The sequence below is a fragment of the Lentibacillus songyuanensis genome, assembly GCF_039548255.1.
Lineage (GTDB): Bacteria > Bacillota > Bacilli > Bacillales > Amphibacillaceae > Lentibacillus_C > Lentibacillus_C songyuanensis.
The window spans coordinates 48758-74950 of sequence record NZ_JBCLVH010000012.1 but is presented as its reverse complement, the minus strand read 5'-3'; the positions used below and the strand labels follow the sequence as shown (position 1 = coordinate 74950).

The 26193-nt window shown below is 39.8% G+C and carries 39 protein-coding genes; 4 read left to right on the top strand and 35 right to left on the bottom strand.

The genetic code is table 11. The features are described 5' to 3' along the window. Positions 1–7: 7 nt before the first annotated feature. From WMZ97_RS12970 to WMZ97_RS12840, 27 genes are all read right to left on the bottom strand, one after another. A complete protein-coding gene (locus WMZ97_RS12970; RefSeq protein WP_343272516.1) occupies positions 8–499 on the bottom strand; it encodes a hypothetical protein in 492 nt (163 codons plus the stop codon). Between the two features lie 13 nt (positions 500–512). Further along, positions 513–788 (bottom strand): hypothetical protein, encoded by a 276-nt coding sequence (locus WMZ97_RS12965; protein WP_343272515.1) that lies wholly within the window; start codon positions 786–788, stop codon positions 513–515. Between the two features lie 184 nt (positions 789–972). Next, the gene (locus WMZ97_RS12960; RefSeq protein WP_343272514.1) at positions 973–1770 is read right to left on the bottom strand and encodes an MmcB family DNA repair protein; all 798 of its coding nucleotides are present in this window, start codon (positions 1768–1770) and stop codon (positions 973–975) included. A 242-nt stretch (positions 1771–2012) separates the two neighbouring features. Then, positions 2013–2369, bottom strand: coding sequence for a RusA family crossover junction endodeoxyribonuclease (locus tag WMZ97_RS12955; protein WP_343272513.1), 357 nt, complete (start codon positions 2367–2369; stop codon positions 2013–2015). After that, positions 2366–2536 carry a DUF6011 domain-containing protein gene (locus WMZ97_RS12950; protein WP_343272512.1) on the bottom strand — a complete coding sequence of 57 codons (171 nt, stop codon included), beginning with the start codon at positions 2534–2536 and terminating at the stop codon, positions 2366–2368. The genes WMZ97_RS12955 and WMZ97_RS12950 overlap by 4 nt, the downstream gene beginning before the upstream one ends. After that, positions 2526–2942 (bottom strand): hypothetical protein, encoded by a 417-nt coding sequence (locus WMZ97_RS12945; RefSeq protein WP_343272511.1) that lies wholly within the window; start codon positions 2940–2942, stop codon positions 2526–2528. Before WMZ97_RS12945 ends, WMZ97_RS12950 begins: the two co-directional genes overlap by 11 nt. A gap of 13 nt (positions 2943–2955) precedes the next feature. After that, positions 2956–3426 (bottom strand): dUTP diphosphatase, encoded by a 471-nt coding sequence (locus WMZ97_RS12940; protein WP_343272510.1) that lies wholly within the window; start codon positions 3424–3426, stop codon positions 2956–2958. 144 nt (positions 3427–3570) lie between these two features. After that, positions 3571–3825, bottom strand: a complete 255-nt coding sequence (locus WMZ97_RS12935) for a DNA-entry nuclease (RefSeq protein WP_343272509.1) — start codon at positions 3823–3825, stop codon at positions 3571–3573. A 30-nt stretch (positions 3826–3855) separates the two neighbouring features. Continuing rightward, the gene (locus WMZ97_RS12930) at positions 3856–5397 is read right to left on the bottom strand and encodes a DUF4942 domain-containing protein (protein WP_343272508.1); all 1542 of its coding nucleotides are present in this window, start codon (positions 5395–5397) and stop codon (positions 3856–3858) included. A gap of 45 nt (positions 5398–5442) precedes the next feature. Beyond that, positions 5443–5922 (bottom strand): single-stranded DNA-binding protein, encoded by a 480-nt coding sequence (ssb, locus tag WMZ97_RS12925; RefSeq protein WP_343272507.1) that lies wholly within the window; start codon positions 5920–5922, stop codon positions 5443–5445. A 2-nt stretch (positions 5923–5924) separates the two neighbouring features. Next, entirely contained in the window at positions 5925–6110 is a 186-nt protein-coding gene (locus WMZ97_RS12920) for a hypothetical protein (protein WP_343272506.1), read from the bottom strand. Further along, complete coding sequence (locus WMZ97_RS12915) at positions 6107–6304, bottom strand: hypothetical protein (protein WP_343272505.1); 198 nt, start codon at positions 6302–6304, stop codon at positions 6107–6109. The genes WMZ97_RS12920 and WMZ97_RS12915 overlap by 4 nt, the downstream gene beginning before the upstream one ends. Before the next feature lie 2 nt (positions 6305–6306). Next, positions 6307–7263 (bottom strand): ATP-binding protein, encoded by a 957-nt coding sequence (locus WMZ97_RS12910; RefSeq protein WP_343272504.1) that lies wholly within the window; start codon positions 7261–7263, stop codon positions 6307–6309. Further along, on the bottom strand, positions 7154–8044 hold the full coding sequence (locus tag WMZ97_RS12905) for a phage replisome organizer N-terminal domain-containing protein (protein ID WP_343272503.1): 891 nt from the start codon (positions 8042–8044) through the stop codon (positions 7154–7156). Before WMZ97_RS12905 ends, WMZ97_RS12910 begins: the two co-directional genes overlap by 110 nt. Before the next feature lie 182 nt (positions 8045–8226). After that, positions 8227–10038, bottom strand: a complete 1812-nt coding sequence (locus WMZ97_RS12900) for an ATP-dependent helicase (protein WP_343272502.1) — start codon at positions 10036–10038, stop codon at positions 8227–8229. Further along, the gene (locus WMZ97_RS12895; RefSeq protein ID WP_343272501.1) at positions 10025–12166 is read right to left on the bottom strand and encodes a hypothetical protein; all 2142 of its coding nucleotides are present in this window, start codon (positions 12164–12166) and stop codon (positions 10025–10027) included. The genes WMZ97_RS12900 and WMZ97_RS12895 overlap by 14 nt, the downstream gene beginning before the upstream one ends. Then, on the bottom strand, positions 12166–13110 hold the full coding sequence (locus tag WMZ97_RS12890) for a hypothetical protein (RefSeq protein WP_343272500.1): 945 nt from the start codon (positions 13108–13110) through the stop codon (positions 12166–12168). Before WMZ97_RS12890 ends, WMZ97_RS12895 begins: the two co-directional genes overlap by 1 nt. A gap of 20 nt (positions 13111–13130) precedes the next feature. Further along, on the bottom strand, positions 13131–13343 hold the full coding sequence (locus WMZ97_RS12885; RefSeq protein ID WP_343272499.1) for a hypothetical protein: 213 nt from the start codon (positions 13341–13343) through the stop codon (positions 13131–13133). Positions 13344–13396: 53 nt separating this feature from the next. After that, positions 13397–13546 carry a hypothetical protein gene (locus WMZ97_RS12880; protein WP_343272498.1) on the bottom strand — a complete coding sequence of 50 codons (150 nt, stop codon included), beginning with the start codon at positions 13544–13546 and terminating at the stop codon, positions 13397–13399. Between the two features lie 178 nt (positions 13547–13724). Further along, positions 13725–13925, bottom strand: a complete 201-nt coding sequence (locus WMZ97_RS12875; protein ID WP_343272497.1) for a hypothetical protein — start codon at positions 13923–13925, stop codon at positions 13725–13727. Between the two features lie 15 nt (positions 13926–13940). Next, the gene (locus WMZ97_RS12870) at positions 13941–14327 is read right to left on the bottom strand and encodes a hypothetical protein (protein WP_343272496.1); all 387 of its coding nucleotides are present in this window, start codon (positions 14325–14327) and stop codon (positions 13941–13943) included. 11 nt (positions 14328–14338) lie between these two features. Continuing rightward, positions 14339–14644, bottom strand: a complete 306-nt coding sequence (locus tag WMZ97_RS12865) for a hypothetical protein (RefSeq protein WP_343272495.1) — start codon at positions 14642–14644, stop codon at positions 14339–14341. After that, positions 14644–15159 (bottom strand): helix-turn-helix transcriptional regulator, encoded by a 516-nt coding sequence (locus WMZ97_RS12860; protein ID WP_343272494.1) that lies wholly within the window; start codon positions 15157–15159, stop codon positions 14644–14646. The genes WMZ97_RS12865 and WMZ97_RS12860 overlap by 1 nt, the downstream gene beginning before the upstream one ends. Positions 15160–15237: 78 nt before the next feature. After that, the gene (locus tag WMZ97_RS12855) at positions 15238–15450 is read right to left on the bottom strand and encodes a hypothetical protein (protein ID WP_343272493.1); all 213 of its coding nucleotides are present in this window, start codon (positions 15448–15450) and stop codon (positions 15238–15240) included. Beyond that, positions 15450–16184 (bottom strand): ORF6C domain-containing protein, encoded by a 735-nt coding sequence (locus tag WMZ97_RS12850; RefSeq protein WP_343272492.1) that lies wholly within the window; start codon positions 16182–16184, stop codon positions 15450–15452. Before WMZ97_RS12850 ends, WMZ97_RS12855 begins: the two co-directional genes overlap by 1 nt. Beyond that, positions 16184–16408: a hypothetical protein gene (locus WMZ97_RS12845; protein WP_343272491.1), complete on the bottom strand. Its 225-nt coding sequence runs from the start codon at positions 16406–16408 to the stop codon at positions 16184–16186. Before WMZ97_RS12845 ends, WMZ97_RS12850 begins: the two co-directional genes overlap by 1 nt. A gap of 163 nt (positions 16409–16571) precedes the next feature. Continuing rightward, positions 16572–16814, bottom strand: coding sequence for a helix-turn-helix transcriptional regulator (locus tag WMZ97_RS12840; protein ID WP_343272490.1), 243 nt, complete (start codon positions 16812–16814; stop codon positions 16572–16574). Between the two features lie 158 nt (positions 16815–16972). Between WMZ97_RS12840 and WMZ97_RS12835 the strand changes: the two genes are divergently transcribed. The 4 genes from WMZ97_RS12835 (at position 16973) to WMZ97_RS12820 (ending at position 19979) form a co-directional block, all read left to right on the top strand. After that, a complete protein-coding gene (locus tag WMZ97_RS12835; protein ID WP_343272489.1) occupies positions 16973–17422 on the top strand; it encodes a helix-turn-helix domain-containing protein in 450 nt (149 codons plus the stop codon). A 25-nt stretch (positions 17423–17447) separates the two neighbouring features. Next, positions 17448–17891, top strand: a complete 444-nt coding sequence (locus WMZ97_RS12830) for an ImmA/IrrE family metallo-endopeptidase (protein WP_343272488.1) — start codon at positions 17448–17450, stop codon at positions 17889–17891. Between the two features lie 28 nt (positions 17892–17919). Next, the gene (locus WMZ97_RS12825) at positions 17920–18879 is read left to right on the top strand and encodes a hypothetical protein (RefSeq protein WP_343272487.1); all 960 of its coding nucleotides are present in this window, start codon (positions 17920–17922) and stop codon (positions 18877–18879) included. 74 nt (positions 18880–18953) lie between these two features. Next, positions 18954–19979 (top strand): tyrosine-type recombinase/integrase, encoded by a 1026-nt coding sequence (locus tag WMZ97_RS12820; protein WP_343272486.1) that lies wholly within the window; start codon positions 18954–18956, stop codon positions 19977–19979. A 143-nt stretch (positions 19980–20122) separates the two neighbouring features. Here WMZ97_RS12820 and rpsI read toward each other — a convergent pair whose 3' ends face one another. The 8 genes from rpsI to rplQ all read right to left on the bottom strand — a co-directional run bounded on the left by rpsI (position 20123) and on the right by rplQ (position 26021). Continuing rightward, on the bottom strand, positions 20123–20515 hold the full coding sequence (rpsI, locus tag WMZ97_RS12815) for a 30S ribosomal protein S9 (protein WP_343272485.1): 393 nt from the start codon (positions 20513–20515) through the stop codon (positions 20123–20125). A 19-nt stretch (positions 20516–20534) separates the two neighbouring features. Continuing rightward, positions 20535–20972, bottom strand: coding sequence for a 50S ribosomal protein L13 (rplM, locus tag WMZ97_RS12810; protein WP_343272484.1), 438 nt, complete (start codon positions 20970–20972; stop codon positions 20535–20537). A 186-nt stretch (positions 20973–21158) separates the two neighbouring features. Continuing rightward, positions 21159–21767: an ABC transporter permease gene (locus WMZ97_RS12805; RefSeq protein WP_343272483.1), complete on the bottom strand. Its 609-nt coding sequence runs from the start codon at positions 21765–21767 to the stop codon at positions 21159–21161. A 172-nt stretch (positions 21768–21939) separates the two neighbouring features. Then, positions 21940–22680 carry a tRNA pseudouridine(38-40) synthase TruA gene (gene truA, locus WMZ97_RS12800; RefSeq protein WP_343272482.1) on the bottom strand — a complete coding sequence of 247 codons (741 nt, stop codon included), beginning with the start codon at positions 22678–22680 and terminating at the stop codon, positions 21940–21942. Positions 22681–22695: 15 nt separating this feature from the next. Next, positions 22696–23496: an energy-coupling factor transporter transmembrane component T family protein gene (locus tag WMZ97_RS12795; RefSeq protein ID WP_343272481.1), complete on the bottom strand. Its 801-nt coding sequence runs from the start codon at positions 23494–23496 to the stop codon at positions 22696–22698. Further along, positions 23489–24364, bottom strand: a complete 876-nt coding sequence (locus WMZ97_RS12790) for an energy-coupling factor ABC transporter ATP-binding protein (protein WP_343272480.1) — start codon at positions 24362–24364, stop codon at positions 23489–23491. Before WMZ97_RS12790 ends, WMZ97_RS12795 begins: the two co-directional genes overlap by 8 nt. Continuing rightward, entirely contained in the window at positions 24340–25182 is an 843-nt protein-coding gene (locus WMZ97_RS12785; protein WP_343272479.1) for an energy-coupling factor ABC transporter ATP-binding protein, read from the bottom strand. Before WMZ97_RS12785 ends, WMZ97_RS12790 begins: the two co-directional genes overlap by 25 nt. 485 nt (positions 25183–25667) lie before the next feature. Then, positions 25668–26021 (bottom strand): 50S ribosomal protein L17, encoded by a 354-nt coding sequence (gene rplQ / locus WMZ97_RS12780; protein WP_343272478.1) that lies wholly within the window; start codon positions 26019–26021, stop codon positions 25668–25670. Positions 26022–26193 lie beyond the last annotated feature (172 nt).

Below are 26193 nucleotides of genomic sequence, written 5' to 3'. Positions count from 1 at the left end.
CAATTAATTAGGCGTTTACCTTTTCCCAAGAAATAGGCATGAAAATGGTTTCTCCTTTTAACTGATCCTTTACGTAGACGTAGACCCCTTTTCCTAAATCACCAAATAGACCGCCCACCTTCCAATCGCAAACTTTTCCCTTGGACATTTCTTCACCACTATTACAGGAGTATGGGTTTGTAGAAACCCCGCCACAAGAAGGACAACGGAATCTCTTATCGCCTATTGCTTGCAGCATTTCCTCAACATTGTTAAATACCATTACCTTTTCAGACTCAATTGATGGTTGGTTAGCTTCTTGATAATAATTAATAGCGCTGTACGTTCGATCTTCTTCCCATGACTTCAAAATTTCTTCTTGGTCTATTTTTAAAGATCTTGAGTATTCCTCTAACTTACCCCTTAAATACCTTTCTAGATCTATTGCTCTTTGCACACCTAATTCTCCATCCCATGAACGACGTGCTTCATCTTTTAATTTCTCAATTATTTGTTCCATCAACACTTCTCCTTTAAAATAATTTTACTTGCTCAACCTCACCAAACGATTTAATAAATACCCTGCGCATTTCCCTCTCTAAATTTTTGTTAAATTTTTTTGGGGAATGCACCAGGGATCCGTCGTCCCCGAATAACTGAACGTAATCATATTCATACAAATCTTTTGTTCCCGAACAAAAACCGGGCTTAGGAACGAATTGATCACCATTAAAATGACCTTTGTAGCATACAGACGGATTGCACTTATCGTTTTCGTTGTACGCAAATACGAACAATCTATTTTCCATCTTTATTCATCCTCTGATTTTTGGTATGATGTCCCCGCCAAACTTCTTGCAATCTATACCTGCCTTTGTTGCACACCTTCTGTATTGATTACAAAATGTTCTGCACATATAATGCCTGTCCTCTTTTTTTATCCAGTTCGGGCGAGAATCTGTTACGACAACCGCTTTCAATGGAGAAACCTCCTTAGTTAGCCGCTTCTTTTTTCGTAATATTGTCATACAGGCGATCACTTATTGCTTTTATATCCCTTAAACCTCTTTCTAGATGAGGTGGTAAAGCCGTGCTCAACGCTTGGTCAATATCTTCAGCAAATTTCCATCGATAGCGAAAATTAAATCCATGTTTCCGAAGAACTTTTGCAATTTCCTTAACAGTTTCGCTGTTTTCATTCAGTTTTTCATTTTCTCGTTTCAATGACATGTTTTCCGATTCTAGTCTGGCCACTTCATCAATTAATTTTGAATTCACTTCACGACCAAGTTGTTGGGAGTTTAATTTTCCTCTGATATATTCCTCAAAATATTCGCGTTTTGTTGTGAAGAAAGGGTGCTGCACATTGTCTAACCGATTCATGATAATGTAATACAGCATTTCATACGGCATTTCGATATCTCTTATCCGTCCTTTCCTGCGGGTTGTTAGTGTCTTTTTTTCGGGATTGTAATAAATCAACCCAATATCGTCCGGCAATTCTTCTGGCTTTATCAGTCCATTTGGAACAACGAAATCCAAACGATGACAGTAATTTTTATAGGCTCCCCACTTCTCATCAGCTAAGAAGTCGCTTCTTGATACCTTTATCTCGTAACCAGTTATCATAGGATTGACCCAGCTTTTCTTAATGGCCATTCCGTCCATAATATACAGTTCCTTGCTTATGTGAGTTGGCCCATTTTTAACCTCTGTAAGAAAGAAGTCCTGCGTTCTTTCATGCTTCTTGGCCAACGCATGTTTTATTTCGTGAGCTTTTACTTTCTTCAACGTCACTCATCCTCCTATTCTTAGAACCATGAATCATGCGGCGACTCAACCACTCTGTCCTCGGATATTTTGATTTTGAGTTGTTCTTCGAAGCACTCATCACACAAGTGTTTTCCATTTTTATCAATGGATTTCTGGCATTCAACACATCTGGACATCTCTACTCCTCCTTATAGAATCCAGACATCCTTCGTGTATGTAGTCTTGCAATCTAGTTGGTAGATGCCTAGATTAATAGATTTTTATTCAACGTTTAACAGCAATACCTCAATGCGAGGATTTCCCTTATCTACTTTAAATCTGTGGTCAACATCACCTATTTGTGACCAACCGTCATTTTTAATAACGCCAGCATGAACGAGTCCGTCGAATATAAATTTCTGGCCACCCATGATATTATCTTTGTCCTTTCGCTTGTCTTTGCAGTGCCATGTAATTTGGAAATCCGCTTTCTTTACGTTTGGCAGCCTTCTTGCAATCATGGATACCAGACCTGTGTATGTTCTTTTCATTTCCGAATACTGCATGTAATGTTTTTTGCTTAAATCGATAATTTCATTGGTTGTCGGAAGTTCCCCCGGAATAATGAATCCAATCAAACCACGTTCCCCACTTCGTCAATGGTCATCTGGTTTTTCCTGAACTCCTCATCCGCCTGCTCTTTCTTATGTTTTTTGAAGCAGACAGGGCCAAATCCTTGCTCAATACTTTTTACTGTTTTTAGTTTTCTGCCACAGCGATTGCATGTCTCGATTTCATCTTTCATTTTGTTCCACTCTCCTTTTAATTCTAGCGTCCGCGAAAGGTTTTCCTGTCCAGTGCGTCAATTCCTCTAAGTAAAACGGCTCCTCGCACACCGGACAATTAGGCAACATTTTCTTTCCTCTGTATTGCTTTTCAAGTTTCCTTATTGTTACTAACCACGGCTTGTAGTCCACTATTTGTTTGCGTTGTTCTAAAATCTGCTCTACTTGCTCTTGCAGCCTGTTGCTATTTGTGGCCATTTCATACAAAGCATCATACGGATCAACTTCCGCTCCACACCCATTGCAAATAACGCGTTTATTTGTCGTGTCTAAAACAAATTTACGTTTTTTACACTTGCACTTTTTATCAATGTTGCGATTAATTCGCAGCTGGTCTATGTCTGTTATTTTTTCTGGCAACTTCAATTAACCCGCCTCCTCAATAGCCTGCCTCTTGCCTCCGGTAGTTTGTTCTATTTTTCTCCATATAGGCGCTTTCGATTTCCTCAAGACTGAACCCTAATTTTTCCCCGAACAGGATGAAGTGATCTACTAGTTCTTTGTAAGAACCTCCATTTAGCCTACTAATCATGTTGTTGAGTCCTAACACAAGTTTCCGCATGTCATGTACAGATGGTTCTGTATAATGGTAATTTTCTATACCTAAATCATTTCCTATAGATAAAATAAAGTGGAGTCCATCAACATATTCTTCTAATGCAGCCTTCCGATTCATTCCCTTGTTGCTCCAATATTTAAATAAAAACGGCAACTCATTGAGCAGTTCATTAAACTCCACTTGCAAAGCTATAATTCTTTCTGTTTTGTATTGCTCCATATCAATGTTTTTTGATTGGCCAATATAGTTATCTAATCCGCTTTGAATTTTTAACATTTTCCTAAAGTTCATTTTCCTTTCCCTCTCTGCTTTTTTCATAATGGTTAAAAAAGTCACGTATGCAGTCTTCGCAGAAATAACTGAGGTGAAAATAGACAACCTTTTCCTTACATTCAATACATATTTTTGAGTTTTTATCGACCTCCGGCATGTCATTCACCCCATTTCTTTGTAGTAATTAAATTCACCATCTCTCCTTAATTCGTAAGCCTTTGATAAAACAGTGCTGTGTGTCCTTCCGAGAGCTGCCGCGATATCCGCTTTATGCATTCCATCCCAACTGGAGCATAAATATATCAATTCTTGTACAGTCCACGGGTTTCCGTGATTCTCGTGAAACTCAGGGTTATATCTCATGCGGTTGTTTGAAGCCGTGTACTCAAGACCTTCTTTCATGATTATTTCAGTCATGTATATACCTCCTCTGCTTTTTAAAATTTTCTATACAGCAAGCTTGATTGTTGTATCAAAATCACCAAACTCTTTAACCACAAACTCTCTGGCTTTTTTATTCGCTTTGATTTCATCATCTGACGGGATCCAATTAAAATGTTGGCCACATATATAATTCATCTTTTTCAGAGCGTCCAGATCATTGAACCAAATATGGATGTTGCCGTTCTTAAACATTTTGAACCGCAAAAGCGTATTCTCGAACTCGTATTTCCCGACTGTTTCGAATTCGTTATTAAACCTTGGGTCAATCATTTGGAACGCCTTGACCAAGTCCTCAATGAAATTTTTCACTTCAAAGCTGAGCTTGCTGTATTCTTCTTTCAAATCCCACACGTCGAATGGTGAATATTTTATGGGAATGATAATTTTCTTGTTTATTTTATATGCATCATTCGTTTTCCAACCGTCATAATAATGAATGTTGGTACTGTATTGATTCATGTGGTACCCTGTAATCTTTTTGAATATATTTACAATGGATTCAATAAGCATGTCATTTTTATTTACACCCATTGCAGTCAAAAGCATTCTAATGTTTGCTAGATTAACCTCCAGACCTTCTGCTGCAGATAACCTCTTGTTCAACTGCTGAATACCCTCATTCGTTAATATTTCTCTGAACGAATCGGTATCAAGAATCAGTTCCCAGTACTTAAGGCGAATCCTGTTCAATTCTTCATTCATGTCATCATTGCTATATTTATGTCGAATGACATGGGTGAATTTATCCGAAAGGATCCCGTTGCTTTGATTAACTTTTCCGATATAGTCCAAGAATGACTGTTTTTCTTGATAGGCTTCAAAGTGATTTTTTGTAAGCTCGCACGCTTTCTCATATTCAAGAACATATCGTTCAATGTCGTTCATTTTCTCTTCAATGCTTCTAGATTTGACATAATTAGATAACGCTGTAGATAGTTCCGCATCATTTTTTGCAAAGTCGACAAATGGAATACTGTCATATATGCTTTTTCCTCGTTCTTTATAGGAGGTTATGTTTATTCGGATTAGCGCTACCTCAACACCTGTCTTTCGCTCAGCGTTCGCAAATCCATCTTGCACATATTCAACGTCCGCATTGTATCTATCTAGTTTATTTAGCAAGCTTTTCCTTTTGTCTGTGTAGGTGTTATCAAGCGTATTTTTGTTCAAAATAGCGTAAATATCACAATTGCTTATTTGGTTTTCTGCCAGTTCTATCGCTTTAAGCAAATGGTCTACCCCGCTCGAAAAAGGGGGATTCATGATAATGACGTCATATTCCTTGTATGTGCTAAATGTTAGGAAGTCATCCCAAACCACGTTGATTCCTTTGGCCATGAGATCATTTGCCAGTGATGAATCTTTCTCAATTGCGTCTACCTTAACTTTCCGGTTACGATTGCCCTCCTGCAGGTAATCTATCAAGTTACCTTTACCTGCAGATGGTTCTAGTATTTTTCCGTGCGATATATAACGATTCCCTTTGACCAACAACCTATAAAGGCTATGCGGCGTCGGATAAAAATCTTTATTGTCCGTAAACATTTATTGCCCTCCTGTCGTTTTTTACATCTGTAATTAACCCGCTGGCTAAAAGGGGAGATCGTCATCCTGAATATCGATGGGTTGTCCAGATGTGGAATTACCTTGGTTCCCATCACTTTGGTTTTGTGTATAATTGCTATTTTGATTCTGACTTCGGTTGTAGTTTTGCTGGCTGGACGAACCTTGGCCATTTCCGCTTGATGATCCTTTTGTTTCCAAAAATTGAACACTCTCTGCAAGTACCTCTGTAACAAATACCGTCTTGCCGTCTTTCCCTTCAAAAGTCCTTGTTTGAATTCGTCCATCTACACCGATTTGGCTGCCTTTTTTCATGTAATTTGCAAGGTTTTCAGCTGTTCCCCTCCAAGTGACACAATTGACAAAATCAGCCTGTTGTTGACCGTCTTGTTTAAACGGACGATTGGCAGCAATAGTGAAGTTTGCTACTGCCACTCCGTTCGCCGTATATCTAAGTTCTGGATCCTTTGTAAGACGACCGACTAAAACGACTCTGTTTAAACTCATTTTTAATTACCCTCCGATTTAATAATTTCCAACGCTTGTTCCTCGGTAAAACCATTTGTAACTAAAGCTCGGAAATACTTATGCTTTAATTCCGCCTGCAGCACGACCTGTTGAATAATTAAAGGCATTTGTTGCTTCATTGTTTCTATTTCTTCCGCCAATTCAATCCCGATTGATTGTTTCCTCATACGGATTTCACCTCATACTTTTGCAAATATTTTCTAGTTTCTTCTGCATTAGGAACAGCCTTGTCTTGGACTGAACTTTTATGTAAATTCCATTCAACCCATTTCCGCTCTGTTTCCTCCTGCGAATCATCTGGATCAAACACCATTACGCTTTTCATGCCACTCAAAACACTCTTTTCTTTATCGGTTAGCACTGCTATGCATCCTTTCTCAATCTGTAGTCTCTTCCTTCAACCTCATGTAGGTTGTCTCCGCACATTCCGAACAATCTACTTGCCGCAGCGTACCCTATTTTTTCTGATAACGTGCCCTCATCCTCGTTTGAAGAAAATATGATGGGCTTTTGCTGCAGGTATCGTTCGTTTATAATTTTGTAATAAAGCCCTTCTTTCGATTCCGACCACTTTGCTTTTCCCAGATCATCCCACACAAGAACGTCAGATTTTATAGCACTCTCAAGTAATCTGTTTAACGATTCTCCGCCATCACCAGCCATGCGTGCATTAGTGAGGTCGTCCATAAAAGTTATATCCGAGACACACAACACCTTGCACCCTCTGTCGAACGTTGACCTTTGCCCTGGAGCAATTTCGTCGTAAATTCTAATGTTGTTCAAAATCCACTTTGCTGCAGCCATTTGCAAATGAGTTTTCCCGAGGCCAAAGCTGTTATGTTTCGCCTTGGCCGTGTACCGGGATTCTCCCTGCATAGCACGAATGCGAGTCTCCCCAACCACTGCGATAAACCCTAAACTATTGTGTTCTGTTCGCTCGTAAAGCATATTTTGTAGTGCTGTCAGATAACTTTTAGTAGATTCATATAACGTTTCAGATGTTTCGTTATGCAGCTGGTAGTTATCAAACCGGGCATTTTGAAATTCATTGGGAATTAACGCGTTTTTAAATCGACTTTTCAACGCTTTTCTTTCTTGGCAGGGACAGGGTCTGCCGAAATCCTTATATACTTTTGTCGGCTTCCCGTTTTTTTCAATTTCCTGCTCAACCCTAGTAATGATAAGCCCGGTGTCGTCGCATTCTTTGCATTCAACGTCCGACCGCTCGCTTGGCTGCGTCGAGTTCTCGCATTGCTTGCTCATAGCTTGTGCCCGCTGAAGCACTTCCTGCATGGCCGTTCCGATGTCCGTGAACCCCATTGTTTTTAAAACCCCTTTCTAAAAAGTTATTTAATGGATCCGCGTCATCTATGAATTTTCTAATGTCTTTATCCCGCATTAAATCGGCGAATCCGTATTTCGTAGAAAACCAATACTCCTTTCCTTGATACACAACCGCATAGTTATCAATAGCTTGTATCAATTGCTCGTATGGGTAATCTCTTAATCTTGCATTTGCTGCAGTCCTCATTGGACTCGTCATCTTTTTATGTTTGATAATATTTTTTGAGAGATAGTGATTGAATAAATCGCGAATGCGATTGTCGGGTTTATCTTTATCTCTTTCTTTATCTAGTTCTTCTTCTAGTTCTAGTTCTTCTTCTGTTGCGTTACCTTCCGTTACTGGTAACGTTACATCTCCGTTTTCTTCAAGTTTTTTCCTTTCTCTATGACGCTTAACTCGTTCTCTCGTCTGCTTTCTAATTCGTTCCATCCCTTCGACGTTTTGGTGTTTCTCCCAATTTTCAATAGCTATAAAATGTTCATCATCTATGGAAATCATTCCAAATTGTTCAAATGTTTTTAGTGCCAATCTGACTGTCGAAACAGGTCTGTTGAAAATAGTGGCCAGCATTTCATCCGTGTAAGGGATATTTTCACTTAGGTAAATATAACCGCTGGCGTTTGTTTTTCCTGCCTGTGAAAGCAGTTTTACCCAAATGATTAATATTGTATCTGCGTCAGGCATCTTCTCAATGAGCCTTATTTTTTCATCTTCAAACATATTGGTACTGAGCTTTATCCATTTGATGTTTCCCATTTACCGTAACCTCCTATCTACCCTACACAGGATGAATCCTTTGCTGGCCCTGACTGGAATATATCCCGGATAACCTTTTTCAAGATACGCCTTAACTTCTTTTTTGAACTTCTCAACGTCATGGTGTTGCAAGTCCCATAATTCCTTTTTGATTAAAACCCTGTGTAAGTCTTTTTCGTCTATCAATTCAATCCCAACTCACTGATAAAACGACTCCTCATTTTCATATCTTCGTTGCCGCCATAACCTTTAACAAAAATGGGTCTCGATATAAACAGCTTATCTTTTGCTCTTGTAGCAGCCACATACATCAACCGCCTTTCCTCCTCAATGTCGCCCCTTAGATTAGGGAACACCTCCTCATTCGCACCAACAATGAATACTTTTTCAAATTCCAATCCCTTGGATCCATGAATGGTCATCAATTTTACAGCGTCGATATCTTCCATCATTTTTTCTTGAATGTCCTTAGTGACGAGATATCTTAGAAATGCATCTGATTTGTCGCTTTCGCCTAAACTCCTTTGGATTCGACACCAGCGTTCTATAGTGTCTCTCGCAATCGCTAAGTCCTGAACCCTATTATCTAGCCCCATGCGTTGATAAGTAGGAATAAGACCTAATGTATGCACTGTAGCCCGAAACGCTGTATGGGCATCTAAATCACTAATTTGGGTACGCAATTTTGACAACACCTCAAAGAAATCATTTAGCTTCGGTTCCTTTTTCTTATAGTCTTCCAATGCCTCCAGATACGTCTGATCTTCCATCACGCTATTAAGCTCTATTTCTTCTATCTGCATTGGCCGTAATCTGTTTTCCGGAAAGTTAACCAACCGCTTTATTTTCCATGAATCCTTTTCATTTACAGCCAATTCAATGAATCCAATAACCGACTGAACAACGCTGTTTCTTAATGGGTCATTGCTGTTGGATAAAACCACACACGGTATGTCGTTTTCTTTTAAATGATTGGCCATGTTTTTAATTTGTCTATTGGTTCTGCCAAGTATTGCTATGTCGGATAAACTGTCAGTGCCGATATTCTTTATTTTTTGAACAATGCCTGCAGCTTCGAAGTCCTCTGAATCATATTCCTCAAACTCGACCAATGCCCCGGGAACATCTGTATTCAGTTCTTTGTCTGTCTGATTTGGGTTGTATTTTATTAAACTATTTGAAGCATCAACGATTGGAAAGGTGGAACGATAATTGCGTGTTAGTTTAATAGTTTTGCATCCCGGGAAATGGCTTGGGAAATCGACAATATTTCTAACCTCCGCACCACGCCATCCGTAAATAGCTTGAAAGTCATCACCAACGACGAATAGATTGTCTGGGTTAATAAGCTGCACAATCCTCAATTGAACGTCTGATGTGTCCTGAAATTCATCCACAAACACGTATTTATACAAGTTTTTATAATGCAGACGAACATCCTCGAATTCCGCTAATAGCTGTTCTGTTTTATTTAACAATCCATCAAAGTCAACCGCATTATTTTGTTTCAAACGGTAGTTTAGTTCGGTCAAGACGTCCTTCTCTGTGTTATCCCTTCCTGAGGGTTCTTTAGCTTCATTTAGCACCTTGTTTAGAGAGGTATCATAGTGATATTCCGATATGATTCTTTTGATAATGCTGTCACGATCTGATTGGTCATAGATCATAAATGCTGGGTCGATGCCGATTCTGTGGCCGTATTCTTTTAATAGCTGGACACAGAATGCATGGAAGGTGTTGCAGAAGAGTTTCTTCCCTTCTGCTTCACCAACCAAATCCATAATCCGTTCTTTCATTTCTTTTCCTGCCAACCTTGTAAATGTCATTGCAAGCATATTGCTGGTACCTACACGGTGCTCGTGATGTAAATGAGCAATTCTATGGGTTAAAACCCGCGTCTTGCCCGTACCGGCACCAGCTAAACAAAGAATGACGTCAGATTCAGATATAACTGCTTCGTGCTGCGATTTGTTTAATCCCTCAAGCAATTGCATGTTCTTTTTCACCACCTGCAGTAGCATTCAAGTCCCAAACTTTCCAACCATCAACATTTGGGGCATCAACAACACCCGCCAAGATGATGTTGTCCAGCTTGTCAGACAGTTTAATCAATCCCTCGAGTGCGTTTTTAAAGTTGCCTTTGTCAAGGTTTTCGATATTGTCGATAGCCAGCACTTTCAATTCCGGATTTGCTCGTTCTAAAATGGTGACCATGAATGCAATCAGATAGATAAGCTTTTCTCCTGTAGACAAGGAATCGAAGTTTGTTTTTCTTTCCTTGATCCAACCGAACTGGAAAACTTCCTGACCGCTATCGCTAGTTGTTTGGAAAAAGACCTCGTAATCAATTCCCATGATTTTTAGATTCGCTTCAATATCCTTCTTAATTGGTTCCAGTTGCTCTTTGACAATCAGACCACGAACGCCATTGGCACCGAGTTGTGCTTTAATATCCTTGTAAGAATCTGCCTTCATGGCCGCCTTTTTACCTTCGAACATTGTTTGACGTAATGTTTGGAGCTTGTTCTTAACTTTTTCCTGCTCCTGAACTTTTTCTTCCAGCTCGCTTATTTGTGCAGCAACACTGCTCTGCTGTTTTTCTAGCACATCAAGTGGGGCGATAGCATCAACCGGTTCATTTTCTAGTTCAGTCAATTCCTTTTCCAACTGGTCAATGTTGTTTTGCAAGTTTTCGTTCTTGCGATTGTTTGCGGATATTTCCTCTTTTATTGCATTGATCTGGTCAGTAACCTGTTTATTGAAATTGACTACTTCACGGAATTGGTTGTTATCCTTTTGAGCTTCCAAACGCTTTTTCTGTGCTTCATCTTGAAACTTTTGTGATTCTTCCTGCTTCTTAATTCCTTGGGATTCAAGTTCGTTCATTCGCCCGTCAAGTTCCGCAATTTGTTTAGTCGCGTGCTCAACATACGGCGTAAAATCTTTGTGACAAGATATCTGCTTTTGAATAACACAAACACCTTTATTTTCATTGATTGTGTTCACGGTGGATTGTATTTGATCACGTCGAGATTCTAATTTTTGGTACTCTGATTTGAAGTTCCATGCCTCTTGTTTGGCTTGTTCGCTTTGCTTAGAAAGGCAATCTGCTTCCTCCATGTAGTTGGCAGAATTACTTTCCGGAACATCTTTCATTTTTTCCTGAAGTTCTACAACCTGTTTCTCGAATTCCTCATTCGAATGTTTAGGAGCGCTTCTCAGCTTTGATATTTCAGACTTTAACGTTTCCATACGAGCCATTTTTTTGTCATGGGCTTGTTTTTTAACAGTGTCTTTGGCCAACTGCTCCTTTAAGTCCATGTGTTTTTCACGAAGTTTTTTCAATTCATCTTTATTTTGCCGAGCGTTGCGATCCGTTTCTCTCTCTTGGTTTTTTAAATCGGCCAATGAGCGAACAGCACCTTCTGTGTCCTTTTTATTTTTGTTCCAGTACTTCAATTGGTCGTCAATGTAATCACTTAAAGCCGTCAGGCCATCTTCAAAAGAAAAACTATCCGGGAACTGTTCTAGCGATTCATTTATGATTTCTTGTAACGTTTCATAATAATCTGGGTCATTAACTTCTATTTCAGTCGTTAACAGCTCATCTTCAAGAAAGTGCTGCAGCCGTTCTTTATTCCATGAATCGTTGTTGCTTGATAATGAGTAAATAAAATCGCGCCTTTTACTATCACTAAGGCCAAGGAATTGCTCAAAATCTAGCATTACCGGAAATGAACCAACCTCCTGTTCAATTCTCGCTTTCTTTTTCGTGTTGGTTTTTTCTCCTTTTGACGGAGAAACATTGACCGCCTCTGAAAACCCTACTTCGGTTTCCCCTGTACCTTTTTTCTTGCGCTCATTTCGACTGAACGTGCGAATGAAGTTGAACTCATCCAGTTCTAATCCGACCTTCATAGAATCGTTATCTGACGACAATTTAAATGTCTCAGATGGTGTCTTTCCAGCACCGGGAACATAACCCAAAAGGGCTGTCCCTAGCGCTTCAATTCTGGTGCTTTTTCCTATTCCATTCGATCCGACAAAAATGTCAGCTCCTGTTAATTCTTGTTTAACGGAAGTTCCTTTTACGTTTTCAATCACAACTTTTTTAATAGCCATTAGAACCTCACCTCACTATCGAATAATGTGCTTTCATCCGGGTTGCCTTGTTGCGCGGAATTATTGTCCGGCGCCCCCTGCGATACCTCGTCATCATCCGTTGATGCAGCAATATCCTCTTCTGATATTTCATCCATATGGTCGATAACTTCGACTTTTTCATTGTCTACTGATATTTCCTTGCCGCGTTCTGCTTGTTCAGCAATGTGCATCAATTCTTCTTTTGATAAATCAGTAGTGAAACCAATTACAGTTACCTTCCCATTTCTATTTCCTTTATTTCCATTAGGCTCTACATAGGTTGTTGATAATGCAGGGTGCTTTTTCAAAACGTTTCTTTCGCAAATCGTCTGCGCTTTCCGTTCAGCAAACAGTTTGTTATTGATGTAGGTGTCAAAGGCTTTAATCACGTCCTTGTGACTTAAGTCAACCCAAACCCCCATGGATCCTTCAATCTTGAAAAATGCGCCTTTCTTTTTATCCTCATCCGTAAGCATTTGCTCCATGCACAAACGACCAAGGTCTTTGTTGTATTGCGCTTTTTTGGCCAAGTCCTGAATAAGATACATCTGAATGTCATAAAGCAGGGTTGACGACGTGATAACCATGTTTCCGATAGGTGAATAACCAACGCCCACCTTCTTAACCCATACCTTAGAAATAGTTCCGGATTCTGGGTCAACAATGGGATAAGGATTAACAACAACATTTCCATCTGGAAGCGTTAATGTTTCCGGTGTGATGATGGAAATTCCGGCTATTTTGTTCATTTCACGAAACCCAGCTTCCGTGATCATCACTTTGTTTTGGATTTCTGCCAAATGTCCTTTGGATTCCAAAAGGTTCACTTTACCCTTAACAGCCTTGATATTCCCTTTTGCACTCCTGCGAATAAATACTTCGTTTTCCCCCAAAATTGCTACCTGATTTTGTTGATTACTCATTGATATTCCTCCTGTCAGTTTTATGCTTCGGTTAGCGTGGCTCCGATTACTTCAAGCAACTCAATAGATTCTTGCATTAATGTTTCTTTTAAAAAGAACTCATCATCAAAAACGTATATTTCATCACCTTTAAACACTTCATTTCCGAGAGCGTCATCACCATAGGGTTCTGGTTCTTTTACATGCGCAGGATAACCGGTGCGCATGATGTCCACTACCATTGGATGATCCATACTTTCTTGCCTCCATTTGTCAATCACACCCATTTGCGATAAAATGGATGTAATTAAGATATTTTTTGAACAACTGATCGCATTGCCGTGCGATCTTTTTCTTTTGCTGCAGGTTTCATAGGATTGTGATATGAAAAATGAATAAGTAAGTCCATTTTTTCTTCGGAACTTAAACTGTTCCAAGTTCCCGCTTTGATCATCATGATGAGTTCCTCCTTTCTTTAATGCTGTGTATTAATTTGGGTGTCAGTCACACCTTTGTAAGCAGGAACGGCCAAACATGGCAGAGGGAGATGAATACCGTTCCCACCCACAAAGGTAGGACTAACTTGTCCTAACCTATGGATGTTGTTATAATGAACCTATAAGATGGTTTTGCGACTAGTCACTCTCCGACGAGTGGCTTTTTGTTTTTCTATTTAATTCTTCCGGTATGGTGTTTTCAAAAAATCTTTTGGGCGTGTACTCCATTTCCCACTGCTCTGATATTTCAAATTCATGGAAGATAGACATCAGCAGCATACTCTTTTCAAAGCTGGACAGCTTGTCCATTTCTCTATAAATGCCATCATAGTCCCTCATGGTTTTACCTCCTTTTTATGAATGCCTTTCTACGACTTCTTTTAGGTTATCGGGCAACAACTCGTCTCGATACGGTGGTATATAAATTTGCTCTTGAATGATGTTAGTGAACTCCAGTTTCGGCATGTTCAGATATTCAAAGTCGACCCTTTCTTTTAAAGATTGGCTTCTTTTTTCTTCATCACCGAACCAACGGGCTTCGTAACACTTTGCTTGAATTTCCATGTACCTATCTAGCTGACTATCTTCCAATCCGCTGTCACAGTGAATGATTTTTATGATTTCCGCATTAAGTCGTCTTTTGGCAGTCAGTGAAGCTTCCACAAAGCTAGTTGCATCAACATAAACAGATATGGGTTTTCCATTCGCCCTGTACCAAACCTTGAATCTTTCAGTTTCCATAAACTACACTCCTATAAAAACCTTAATGTTATAGCCTCCATGGCTATCTTTTTGTTATAATTATCTAAATAATCCATATCGCTGAGATTTACTTTATTGCTTTCGTTATAAAGGTGCAAAGCTAGATAAAGCATGAATTTTTCTGTTTGGCTCCAAGATGCAGCGATTCTTTTTAATGCTGTGGTTTTAATTGATCCACTCTTCATATCGAAATATTTTGTCGTAAACAATGGTTGTAATTTATAGTGGTTCTGAAATAAGTGAATTACACCTTTCCAATATCTGTCGGTTGCGATTTCTGTTGGTATTTTGGCCATTACTCAATCCACCCCATTGCTTTCCATTTAGGAGTTCTCTGTCTCATGCAGGCTTTAATGGATATTCCGTATTCTTGTTCCAGCCTCATGAGAAAGGAATTCATTACTGCTTGCACGTCCAAAAGCTCCCCTATTCCTTGTGCAATCTGTTCTTTTTCTGTGTCATCAACATACTGCGGCGGCTTGACAAGGCTTACCTCATTGAATTTGTTTATTGCTTCTGTTGCCTCGCGTTTGAAAACCTCTTCTAGCGCCAATCTGTGTAATTCCACAGCTTTTTCTGCCGTAACAAGTGGAGTAATATAGTCTTTTGAAATCTCCCTAGCAACTTCAAACCCGTATTGCGCATCATCATATAAAGATGAACTTGCCCGAGCCAGATCATCAGACATATTTCTCTGGCCCTTTTCAATCTTAGAAATCATTGTTTGGTTTACAAATAAGTCATTCGCGACATTGCTTTGCGAAAGTTCTTTGCGTTCCCTAACACTTTTTAACGATTTCCCAAAGCTCATTTCTAAATCCTCCTTTGTCCTATTTTTGAAACCCCTTAGCACCTAAATTTGCAGTATGATAGATTCATAAGATGATAATTAAACGCTGATTTTCATTCCTGTATATTCCTGCAGCAACTTAGGAGAAATATGGTACGTCCACTTGCTGGACATTTGAACAGCTGTTCCGATGGGCAATATGTTTCTTTGTAGACCCACTCGAACAAATTGTTCTGACTTACCTAAAATTCTTGCTGCATCAGATACCTTTATGTTTAAGTCTTGTTCTTGCTTGGTTTCAATCGCAGGCATTAGATCACCCCTCTCACGTTGTTCTGCTGTTCATTCGCAGATGATATTTCTAATCTTGTGGTCGTGTCCGGTTGCCAAGCGTTGATAAATTTTATTGCCTCGCCAAATTTAACTTTTGGCAATTCGCCATAACGCGGTATTGTGAAATGTTCTTTGAAATCACGCCAAAACCTTGAGAACGCTTTGTTGCTTAGATTTTTATATGCTGCAGTCTTTTTACCGCCAAGTGCTTTTACTACTTTTTTGTTTGCGAGTTTCCTGATTTGAAATTCTTGCACACCGTCAATGCGCATAGTTTCTTCTAAATGGGAAATTCGGTTGTCATGCTTTTCCAATGTCTCACTAGCTTCAAGCGATAATTTCATAGATGCCTTTAATTGTTCTTTTTCAGATAAAACTCTCGGTTGCTGTAGACTTTCTTTCATTTTTTTAAATTCATCCAAGAATTTTATTTTCATTCTCATTGCTTCCGGGGTTGTATAAGACATTGCAATAATAGCGAATGCATCTTCTGTTAAATCGAACTTTGTGTACCACTGCTTGTTCTGCGAATGTTGGTATTGGGTTTCGCCAAAGTTGGCGGCACTCCATTCCTTCTCATTCGCTTCATATAATTTTGCGATTTGGACTTTTACGTCCCGAACAACCTTGTCATGCGGTTTGTCGAATACCTCTGATACCGTTAGGGTGTCGGTGACAACATTATTGTTTTGAATAAAAACTAATTGATTCATTAGACAACCTCCTTTGAATAGATTGGCTCAAGTGGCTTTAGGTTTAAGAAGAATCCGTTATTTATGGACTGCTGAAATTCTTGTTGGGTATAACCAAAAGCCCACGAATGACCGTATGCGTTACACATTGTGTCTCTCGCTTGTTCCATGTCATCTGCAACTATTGGTTGGAATTTGTCTCCAAAGGCATGTCCAATTCCGAAAGTGAAGTAGAAGTTTTCCATTATTGATCGCTCCTTTCTTTCGCCATTTTTGTAATCACATCCAAGTATCAACGCTTAAACGTCATGGCGATTGGCTATTGCTGTCGCTCACTGCTGCAATTAGCAGGTCTTGGCGTACTCCGCTCGATTTAAGCACTCATGCTCGGATGTGATGTGGCGTTAATTAAATAACCTGTTCTTTTTGTTTGCTACTGCAAACACTTTCGGTAAAAAAAATAACATCAAATTCTACGCCTAATGCATCACAAATCTTTTTAGCTGAATCTGGACTAGGATTTCTCTCACTGTTCTCAATCTGGTTGATCAAGGCGCCGCTTAAATTAGCAGCTCTTCCTAATCCTCTTTGAGAGAAACCTTTTTTGATTCGAGTTGCTTTAAATTCATCTGCTTTTATTTTGATAATCAAAGTTTCTCGCTCCTTTCTGTTTGCTACTGTAAACATAATAACACGGTTCGTTTCCAATTGCAAACACTTTTTATGAAATTCTTTTGATTTTTTCTATCCGGAGTGTTTACACATGTTATGATATTGTTATCAATTGTAATCATATGAGGGGATTAATTATGAAGTTTTCCGAATATATAACTGAAAAAAGAAAGGAAAGAAAGCTGTCTATAAGGCAACTTGCTTTGTATTCAGAGGTGTCTCCCGGGTACATATCTCAAATTGAGAGCGAAAATAGAGGAACGCCTACTCCCGATGTTTTAAAAAAATTGGCTAAAGGGTTAAAAATACCGTATCAAGAACTTATGGAAGTGGCCGGTTATATCGATAGCGAAAAACCCGAATTACCAGAACTGACCGAGAAAGACGAACGGGATATCGCTAAAGATTTGGAAGAAATGTTAAATAACTTAAATTCTAAAGACGGATATGCAGCATTTGATGGCCGGGACATTGATGAAATGGACGAGGAGGACAGGGAGTTGTTGAAAGCTTCGTTAGAAAACTCTCTCCGATTGGCCAAGAGAATGGCAAAACAAAAATTCACCCCCAAGAAGTACAGAAGGTAACGGTCTGTTTAAAGGGTGCCAGCCTATGCCAAAAAACACAGCAATCAAACTCATTAAAACATATGAATCCAATTGTCCTTTTGAAATCGCGGAACAGAAAGGTATCTCTATTATTTATGAAGCTCTGGGGGGTGCTTTGGGATACTACAATTGCTATAAAAGGATTCAATTTATTCATATAAACAATGATCTTGATGAGAGATTACGAAAATTTGTTTGCGCTCACGAATTAGGACACGCGTTATTGCATAAAGATGAGAACACTCCGTTTTTAAAACGAAAAACACTTTTTTCGACAAAGAAAATTGAAATAGAAGCTAATACATTCGCGGTTGAGCTACTCCTTCCGGACGAATATATTTATGAATATAAAGATACAAGTGCTACACTTAAAGAAGCAGCGCAAATATATGGAATACCCGAAGAAATGAGTCACTTTAAAAAAATTAATCATTTAGTTAAGGAATAAGCGCTAGTTCTACGTCAGGAGTGATAGCTTGATAGTCATTATATCTTTATTGTTAATTTTGTCATTTATCATATTGGTAATCGGTTTAGTAAGTCCGAAAATAATTCGAATGAAATCCCGCAAAAGAGTCTTGGCTTATGGAATACCTGCTATTTTTATATTGTTTATCCTTGGACTTGTTACTGCTCCTGAATTATCACCTGAGCAAAAGGCGGAAATCGAGCAAAGAAAAGCAGAAAAGGAACAGGCCGCAATTGCTAAGCAAGAAGAAAAAGAAAAACAAAAAATTGCAGACAAGAAAAAGGCGGTCGCAGAGAATAAGGAAAAAGAAGAAAAGAATTCGGAAAAAGAGAAAGAATCTATTCCTAGTAACGATAAAAAGAAAGAGAAAAAGAAAGAAAAGCAGGATGATAATCCGAAAAAACAGGATAACAAGAAAAAAGATACTGATGTTGCTGCAGATAAACTGGACAAAAAAGAAACGCCAAAAGAAAACTTGAGTAATGCTAAGGGTGCCGATTCCATCTCAACTCTTCTGAAAAAGGACTATGATCAAATCGAGAATGTTTTATTAGAAAATGAGATTGCGATTGTGGTTTATTCTAATGGTTCTTTTTGGTCAGAGACATCCGCGTTTAAAGATTTCGCGATTGATTCAACCTCTATTATGAAAGAACTTAAAGGTAATAAAAATATAAACGGAATTGGCTTTGTTCAAATGATGGATATGACAGATAAAAAAGGAAACGAATCCGTTGAAAGAACAATGATCACTTATTTTGACAAAGATAACTATGATGATATTAATTTCAAAAACTTCACAGGCCAAGTTTATACGGAACCTAGTCGTTTTTATGAAGTTTCAAACGGATACTGGATGCACCCGTCCGTTTATCAAAATATAAAAGATAAAGCACTCAATGGACTGCCTTTTGTCCCCGGTGATACGTCAAAAGGATTTGAGACAGTGTCCAACGTGACTAATTAATAAATGCGGCGCGGCGATCATGCGCCTCTTTTTATAAACAACAAAAGAACATACATTCCTATGGGGGTTTATACATGAAAAATCCAAATGGGTACGGATCCATATTCAAGCTATCGGGTAATAGACGAAATCCATTTGCAGTTAGAATAACAACAGGATGGGGTGATGACGGTAAACAGACTTATGAATATTTGGGGTATTTCCCATCCAGACAAAAAGCAATGATGGCATTGGCTGACTATAACAGCAATCCTTATGATCTGTCTTCTGGAAAAATTACATTCAAAGAAATGTATGAGAGATTTTCAAAAGAGAAGTTTCCTAAAATGACAGAATCAAGCCAAAGTGGATATAGAATGGCATTTAATCGCTCCGAGTCTTTGCATAATTTGAAGTTTATTGAGATAAGAAAAGCCCATATGCAGGCGATAATTGACAACTGTGAAAAATCACATGGAACGAAAAGAAAAATCAGGGTATTGTTTAATCAATTATACAAATATGCCATGGAAAACGACCTTACACATAAAGACTATGCAAAATTCGTTGAGCTACCACGGGATAATACTAAAAGTTCAAGAAAGCCATTCACCATGAATGAAATTAATCTGCTTTGGGAAAACGTAGATAGATTGGACGATATAGATTCCGCATTAATTATGATTTATACCGGATTGAGACCTGGAGAATTGGTCGAAATCAAGACAAACAAAGTGCAGCTTGATAAAAGATTTTTAAGAGGTGGATTTAAGACCGAAGCCGGAACGAACAGAGTGATTCCTATCCATAAAAAAATACATAATCTTATAGAAAGACGGATGAGTTTAAACAACGAGTACCTAATATCGACCTACGAGGGAACTCAAATGAGCTATTACACCTACTATCACGAAAGATGGAAAAGGATCATGGAGCAATTGGAGTTGAATCATAGACCGCACGATTGCAGGCACACATTTGCAACTCTAATGGACAACGCTGGAGCAAACAAACTTTCCATCAAGCGCATCATGGGTCACGCTGGCAAAGACATAACGGATAAAGTTTACACGCACAAAGATATAGAGCAGCTTCTGATAGCGATAGATACGCTTGAATAAGCTGTCTTTCTTTTAAAATCTGTGTATATTACCCGTGTATTACCTGTATATTACGTGTGCGATTTTGGACACCTTTAAACGTCCGCATAAATAGTAAAAACCCCCAACCATGCGAGGTTGAGGGTTTTGTAATTTGTAATATCTTACCGTTTTGAGAATTGTGGCGCACGACGGGCTTTTTTAAGACCGTATTTATAACGCTCTTTCGCACGCGGGTCACGAGTAAGGTATCCTTCACGTTTAAGCGAAGTGCGATATTCCGGATCCGCTTCTAAAAGCGCACGAGCGATACCGTGGCGGATAGCACCGGCTTGGCCAGTAAAGCCTCCACCATGAACCTTTACCAACACATCGTAAGTGCCTTGTGTTTCTGTAGCGACAAGTGGCTGGTTCAAAATTAATAATTGTGTTTCATATGGAAAATATTCTTGGGCGTCACGGCCATTAATTACCACACGGCCAGTTCCTGGAACTAAGCGTACACGTGCAGTTGATTTCTTACGACGTCCTGTGCCGTAGTATTGTACTTGTGCCAATTGTTTAACCTCCTCTTAATTATCCACGAAGCGTATAGCTTTCAGGTTTTTGTGCTTGATGATTGTGTTCAGAACCTCTATATACGTGCAGTTTTTTACCCATTTTACGGCCTAGTGGACCTTTTGGAAGCATACCTTTAATGGCAAGCTCAAGCATTTGCTCAGGGTACTTTGTCCGCATTTCGTATGCATTACGTTCTTTTAAGCCGCCAACATAACCTGAATGACGGTAGTATTTCTTGTCATTTATCTTATTTCCTGTAAGTTCGATCTTCTCAGCATTGATAATGATCACATTATCACCTGTATCAGCATGTGGTGTATACGTTGGTTTGTGCTTTCCACGAAGGATTGCAGCAACTTCACTAGCTAAACGTCCAAGACGCTCACCTTCCGCATCCACAACAAGCCATTTGCGTTCAATATTTGCTTCATTCGCCATGAAAGTTGTGCGCATGATGATTTCCCTCCATATTCATTCGTTTCCGTTGTTATTCCTATAGTCAACATAATTAGTTTCCGGGGCTAATCATGGTTTTAGAAATAAAATGCCATAGATCATAGTATACCAATTGTGGGGTAAATGTCAAGTTAAAACGGATATTTTGCACCTTTTATTCGTATATCGAGAGTAAGGATAACACTATTCTGCTTCCTTTCCCTCCAATTTCTGTTCCAGTCCAACATCATATTCATCCAATGCATCGCGAATGTCACGCTGAATATGTATTAGATCCGTAGTATAGCGATAATGAAGCACCTTGTGTTGTTTTGTTGTTAATTCCAGTCTCGCTAATGAAACTTGCCCGTCTTTATTTTTCGAAACCGCTTGTGCTTGCTCCATCTCACTCCAAGGATAAAAATGTTCGTGCATGGCGAATAAATGATTTTGATAAATGCCTCGATCCGTGAAATAAAAATACTGGTTCATGCTTAAGTAAATAAAAATGATGCCGGGGACAAACGCAACGAAGGTACCAACTGCCTTGCGCAGCTTTTTTCCTTTCACCTTTGATTGATAAAATGCCAATATTACTACAACCAAAGCTAAATAAAGTAACGCTGCACCTCCAACAATATAACTGGATAACGGTGCCGCAAACATCCAAATCCCGTTTACTTGCTGATGAAACGCATCTTGCACAATGGTAATAAATACAAACGGTGCAAAAAAGCTGGAAAGTGCCAAGACAATCGCAATGGCTATCAACGCTGGCACCAATTCGCTTTTGCGCTTTTTCCTTCTCGCCATGAGCTTTCCCCCTACATATCGATGCACGATCCTGAGCACAGCCTTCTAAAGATGATGGCACCTTGTGCATTGAGATGTTTTATAAAACATAACTACTATTTTAAATTATAACACAATTAGGCTTGCCAAAAAATAAAGCCGGTAAAATCGGCTTCATTTGAATTAGTTGCTATTAATACGTAACCTTCCACAAATACAACCCCTGAGGTGGTATCGTTTCCCCGACAAGCTGCCGGTCCCTTTGCGCCAGAAGATCCGGAATATCATCGGCTGTGCGTCGGCCTTGCCCAATATCAAGCAAGACACCAACCATAATCCGTACCATGTTATATAAAAAGCCGCTCCCCCGGAAAATAAATTCAATCTCACTTCCGCGTTTTTCACATGTTACCTGGTAGAGCGTTCGTACTTTGCTCCCTTTCGTCGTAGCTTTTGCCGAGGAAAATGTAGTAAAGTCATGTTCCCCCTCTAAATAGCTGCAAGCCTGCTGCATGGCTTGTATATCCAATCCATAGGGAAATTGGTAGGCATAATTTCGTTTAAACACATCGACTTCCCGTTCATTCCAAACATAATAGCGATATTCTTTCTCCCGTACATCGTATCTTGCATGGAACGTTGCTGAGACCTTTTCCACCTTGTTGACGTAGAGATCTCCCGGCAAAAGTGTGTTAAGCGCCTGCTTCCAATTGGTTTCGGGGATGGTAAAGGGAGTTTCAAAATGGATGGTCTGACCCTTTGCATGCACTCCTTTATCGGTCCTTCCAGACGGATGAAGGCGAATGGATTCCCCTTTATGTATTTTCATTAATGCCCGCTCTAATTCGCCATGTACAGTACGTTTGTGAGGCTGGATTTGAAACCCGCAGAAATTAGCGCCGTCGTAGCTAATGATACATTTAATCTTCTCCACTTCCGTCCAGCCCTCCTAATAATCGCGCGTCAAAAATAACGCTGCAATTACACAAATAAATAATACGTAAATCGCTATATCTCTTTTTTTAATGCGCAGTTCCCGTAATTTTGTCCTGCCTTCTCCACCTTGATATCCGCGTGCTTCCATCGCCATTGCCAGCTCTTCTGCACGTTTAAAGGCACTTACAAATAGTGGAACCAGCAGAGGTACTACCGCTTTAATACGTTCTTTTACTGGACCGGTCCTAAAATCCACCCCGCGTGATGCCTGTGCCCGTGAAATTTTCTCCGTTTCCTGCATTAGAGTGGGGATAAACCGCAGTGAAATCGACATCATCAGTGCCAACTCATGAACGGGGAACTTAATTCTTTTTAGCGGGTGCAGCATATCCTCAATCGCATCAGTAATTTCAATTGGTGTCGTTGTTAAAGTTAATAGAGATGTAATTAAAATCAGCAAGAAAAAGCGCATCGAAATAGCAATCCCTTGAATAATCGCTCCGGAATACAGTTTAAATGAGAGGATTTCGAATAAAACGGTTCCTTCTTTCGTTACAAATAAATGCAATAAAAACGTAAATATAACTAAGAACCAGATTGGCGTTAACCCCTTGATAATAAACGGAATCGGAATCTTTGTTGTCATGACACAAGCTATTGCAAAAATGGTCAGAACCGCATAACTGATGAAAGAGTTGGCAAAGAATACGACAATAACAAAGAAAAAAATCACCGTGATTTTGGTCCGTGGATCCAAACGGTGGACGAGGGAATTTCCCGGGACATATTGACCAATAATCAGCTTGTCACTCATTTATCTCTTGTCCCCCTTTTAGATAGCGTCCAACCTCTTTGGCAATTTCCTCTGTTGTTTGACGCTGAAATGGAATTGTCGCACCGAACCGTTCATTAAATCGGTTCAAAAATTGTACCGCCTCTGGAACATCCAATTGTACTTGCTTTAATGCCGCTTGCTTGGTGAAAACATCTTCCGGCTTGCCTTCCATGTACTTCTTACCTTTATTTAAAATAATCACCTGATCTGCATAGGTGACCGCATCCTCCATACTGTGTGTCACAAGCACCGTTGTCATTCCTCGTCGCTGATGCAAGTCATAGAACATGTTCATCATTTCTTTTTGTCCGCGTGGGTCTAATCCAGCTGTCGGTTCGTCTAAGACAAGTACATCTGGGTTAACAGCCAATACTCCAGCAATCGCCACCCGACGCATTTGGCCACCACTGAGGTCAAATGGAGAGCGTTTTAACAATTCCTTCGATAACCCTACCGCCGGAATGATTTCCTGTATCCGCTGGTTAATGCTGTTTTTCGGCACACCAAAATTCTCCGGCCCAAAGGCGATATCCTTTTCCACCGTTTCTTCAAATAGCTGATGCTCCGGATACTGGAAAACGATACCAACCCTGCTCCGTAATTCTTTTATGTTTTTTGGCTTTTTATCATGTGTAAGGCGGTAATCACCAATGGTTACCGTTCCAGCGGTTGGCAGAACCAGTCCATTTAAATGCTGAATTAACGTCGATTTACCAGAACCCGTATGGCCGATAATTGCTGTAAACGACCCAGATGGAATATGCAAGGACAAATCGTCGATCGCCTTGTGAGCAAACGGACTCCCTTGTTGATAGATATAGCTTACGTTCTCGAATGTAATGTCCATAGTTCCTCCAGCAATTCCTCTTGGTTTAACGGTTCTTGAGCTATACCTAAGCCATTTTTCTTCAGTTCATCCGTTAAAATGGCCACAAACGGCACATCCAGCCCAATCTCACGTAAGGCATCTTTCTTTGAAAATATCATTCTCGGTGTGGCCTCATCCCAGATCTCACCATTGTTCATGACAATCACTCGGTCAGCTTGTACCACTTCTTGCAAATCATGTGTAATCGTAATTAAGGAAAGCTTATTCTTTTGTTTTACGTCTGAAACAGTATTCATAATTTCCAGACGTCCTTTAGGATCCAGCATTGCTGTTGCCTCATCCAAAATAAGCACATTAGGAGAAACAGCTAATACTCCAGCAATCGCCACTCGCTGCTTTTGACCACCTGAAAGTCGATGCGGCTCAGTCAGCCGATAATCCTGCATTCCTACTGCCGTTAAACTCTTATCAACTCGTTTCTCCATCTCTTTTCTTGGCACGCTTCGGTTTTCCATGCCAAACGCCACATCATCCTGTACCGTCGTGCCAACAAATTGATTGTCAGGATTCTGAAAAACCATCCCAACATCTTTGCGGACATCCCAAATGGTTTCCTCGTTTACAGGACGCCCACGAATGATAATTTCCCCTTCTTGCGGAAATAGGAGGCCATTCATCAGCTTGGCGATTGTTGACTTGCCTGAACCGTTATGACCGATGATGGCCAAGCTCTCATTTTCATAGACTGCAAACGAGCAGTTTTTTAACACCCATGGCTGATCTTCATCATAACGGAACGATACATGGTTAAATTCAATCATCTTTTGTCGCTGCATGATATGGGATCCTCCTTCGTTGGCATCATAATATGTATTCGTATGGTTGCACAATGTAATTGGACTGATATCTTGTTTCGGTTGATCTACTCGTGCCCGGGTTGATACTGCTGCGTTTTCGGGCGATGTTCACTTCTCTGGGTCGATACTGCTCCGTTTTTGGGCGATGTTCACCTTGCTGGGTCGATACTGCTGCGTTTTCGGGCGATGTTCACCTTGCTGGGTTGATACTGCTGCGTTTTCGGTCGATGTTTACCTTGCTGGGTCGATACTGCTCCATTTTTGGTCGATGTTTACCTTGCTGGGTCGATGATACATTGCTTTCGGTCGATGCCCACTTAAAAATATGCGATATTCATGTCGATATTCGCTCAATTTACCAAACGTCGCTGAGCAGCCCGCTGCATTTTTCTTTCTAACAAAAAAGGGCTTGGATTCACCTCGTGGAAGAGATTCAGTCCTGCCCTTAGCATTGTGCATGTTGCTTAAACGAGTTCAATGATTGCCATTTTGGCGCCATCGCCTTGACGTTCACCTAATTTAAGAACGCGTGTATATCCACCTTGGCGATCTTCGTAACGTGCAGCGACGTCATCAAAAAGTTTTTGAACAACATTTTCGTTTTCGTTTGCTTCCTGATTATATAAAAATGATGCAGCTTGACGACGTGCATGAAGATCGCCGCGTTTTCCAAGTGTAATCATTTTCTCTACAACTGATTTCAATTCCTTCGCTTTTGCTTCTGTTGTTTCAATTCGTTCGTGAATAATTAAATCAGAGGCAAGGTTGCGAAGTAATGCCATGCGGTGGTCTGTTGTACGACCTAGTTTTCTAGCCATGGACTATCCCTCCCTTTTCTGAGTTGCTAGGAACTAATTACATTATCTCGTAACAATTATTGTTGAACATTTGCGCCAGCGTCATGTTCGAAACGTGCGCCTTGTTCCAAATCTAAGATGTTTTACAATTAGTCGTCATTACGTAATCCAAGGCCAAGATCATCCAGTTTAA

Bases quoted from the DNA above. Each gene is read 5' to 3' on its own strand.
- WMZ97_RS12790 (WP_343272480.1), bottom strand. From the start codon at position 24,364: ATGGACATTACATTCGAGAACGTAAGCTATATCTATCAACAAGGGAGT.
- rplQ (WP_343272478.1), bottom strand. From the start codon at position 26,021: ATGGCTAGAAAACTAGGTCGTACAACAGACCACCGCATGGCATTACTT.
- WMZ97_RS12880 (WP_343272498.1), bottom strand. From the start codon at position 13,546: ATGATGATCAAAGCGGGAACTTGGAACAGTTTAAGTTCCGAAGAAAAA.
- WMZ97_RS12870 (WP_343272496.1), bottom strand. From the start codon at position 14,327: ATGGAAACTGAAAGATTCAAGGTTTGGTACAGGGCGAATGGAAAACCC.
- WMZ97_RS12965 (WP_343272515.1), bottom strand. From the start codon at position 788: ATGGAAAATAGATTGTTCGTATTTGCGTACAACGAAAACGATAAGTGC.
- WMZ97_RS12920 (WP_343272506.1), bottom strand. From the start codon at position 6,110: ATGAGGAAACAATCAATCGGGATTGAATTGGCGGAAGAAATAGAAACA.
- WMZ97_RS12805 (WP_343272483.1), bottom strand. From the start codon at position 21,767: ATGGCGAGAAGGAAAAAGCGCAAAAGCGAATTGGTGCCAGCGTTGATA.
- WMZ97_RS12830 (WP_343272488.1), top strand. From the start codon at position 17,448: ATGCCAAAAAACACAGCAATCAAACTCATTAAAACATATGAATCCAAT.
- WMZ97_RS12890 (WP_343272500.1), bottom strand. From the start codon at position 13,110: ATGAGTAATCAACAAAATCAGGTAGCAATTTTGGGGGAAAACGAAGTA.
- WMZ97_RS12950 (WP_343272512.1), bottom strand. From the start codon at position 2,536: ATGAAAGATGAAATCGAGACATGCAATCGCTGTGGCAGAAAACTAAAA.
- WMZ97_RS12940 (WP_343272510.1), bottom strand. From the start codon at position 3,426: ATGAACTTTAGGAAAATGTTAAAAATTCAAAGCGGATTAGATAACTAT.
- WMZ97_RS12885 (WP_343272499.1), bottom strand. From the start codon at position 13,343: ATGGATCATCCAATGGTAGTGGACATCATGCGCACCGGTTATCCTGCG.
- WMZ97_RS12865 (WP_343272495.1), bottom strand. From the start codon at position 14,644: ATGGCCAAAATACCAACAGAAATCGCAACCGACAGATATTGGAAAGGT.
- WMZ97_RS12900 (WP_343272502.1), bottom strand. From the start codon at position 10,038: ATGCAATTGCTTGAGGGATTAAACAAATCGCAGCACGAAGCAGTTATA.
- WMZ97_RS12970 (WP_343272516.1), bottom strand. From the start codon at position 499: ATGGAACAAATAATTGAGAAATTAAAAGATGAAGCACGTCGTTCATGG.
- WMZ97_RS12795 (WP_343272481.1), bottom strand. From the start codon at position 23,496: ATGAGTGACAAGCTGATTATTGGTCAATATGTCCCGGGAAATTCCCTC.
- WMZ97_RS12785 (WP_343272479.1), bottom strand. From the start codon at position 25,182: ATGCAGCGACAAAAGATGATTGAATTTAACCATGTATCGTTCCGTTAT.
- rplM (WP_343272484.1), bottom strand. From the start codon at position 20,972: ATGCGCACAACTTTCATGGCGAATGAAGCAAATATTGAACGCAAATGG.
- WMZ97_RS12875 (WP_343272497.1), bottom strand. From the start codon at position 13,925: ATGAGGGACTATGATGGCATTTATAGAGAAATGGACAAGCTGTCCAGC.
- ssb (WP_343272507.1), bottom strand. From the start codon at position 5,922: ATGAGTTTAAACAGAGTCGTTTTAGTCGGTCGTCTTACAAAGGATCCA.
- WMZ97_RS12845 (WP_343272491.1), bottom strand. From the start codon at position 16,408: ATGGAAAACTTCTACTTCACTTTCGGAATTGGACATGCCTTTGGAGAC.
- WMZ97_RS12820 (WP_343272486.1), top strand. From the start codon at position 18,954: ATGAAAAATCCAAATGGGTACGGATCCATATTCAAGCTATCGGGTAAT.
- WMZ97_RS12930 (WP_343272508.1), bottom strand. From the start codon at position 5,397: ATGTTTACGGACAATAAAGATTTTTATCCGACGCCGCATAGCCTTTAT.
- WMZ97_RS12860 (WP_343272494.1), bottom strand. From the start codon at position 15,159: ATGAGCTTTGGGAAATCGTTAAAAAGTGTTAGGGAACGCAAAGAACTT.
- WMZ97_RS12895 (WP_343272501.1), bottom strand. From the start codon at position 12,166: ATGGCTATTAAAAAAGTTGTGATTGAAAACGTAAAAGGAACTTCCGTT.
- WMZ97_RS12855 (WP_343272493.1), bottom strand. From the start codon at position 15,450: ATGCCTGCGATTGAAACCAAGCAAGAACAAGACTTAAACATAAAGGTA.
- WMZ97_RS12910 (WP_343272504.1), bottom strand. From the start codon at position 7,263: ATGGGGTTCACGGACATCGGAACGGCCATGCAGGAAGTGCTTCAGCGG.
- WMZ97_RS12935 (WP_343272509.1), bottom strand. From the start codon at position 3,825: ATGACTGAAATAATCATGAAAGAAGGTCTTGAGTACACGGCTTCAAAC.
- WMZ97_RS12905 (WP_343272503.1), bottom strand. From the start codon at position 8,044: ATGGGAAACATCAAATGGATAAAGCTCAGTACCAATATGTTTGAAGAT.
- WMZ97_RS12835 (WP_343272489.1), top strand. From the start codon at position 16,973: ATGAAGTTTTCCGAATATATAACTGAAAAAAGAAAGGAAAGAAAGCTG.
- WMZ97_RS12850 (WP_343272492.1), bottom strand. From the start codon at position 16,184: ATGAATCAATTAGTTTTTATTCAAAACAATAATGTTGTCACCGACACC.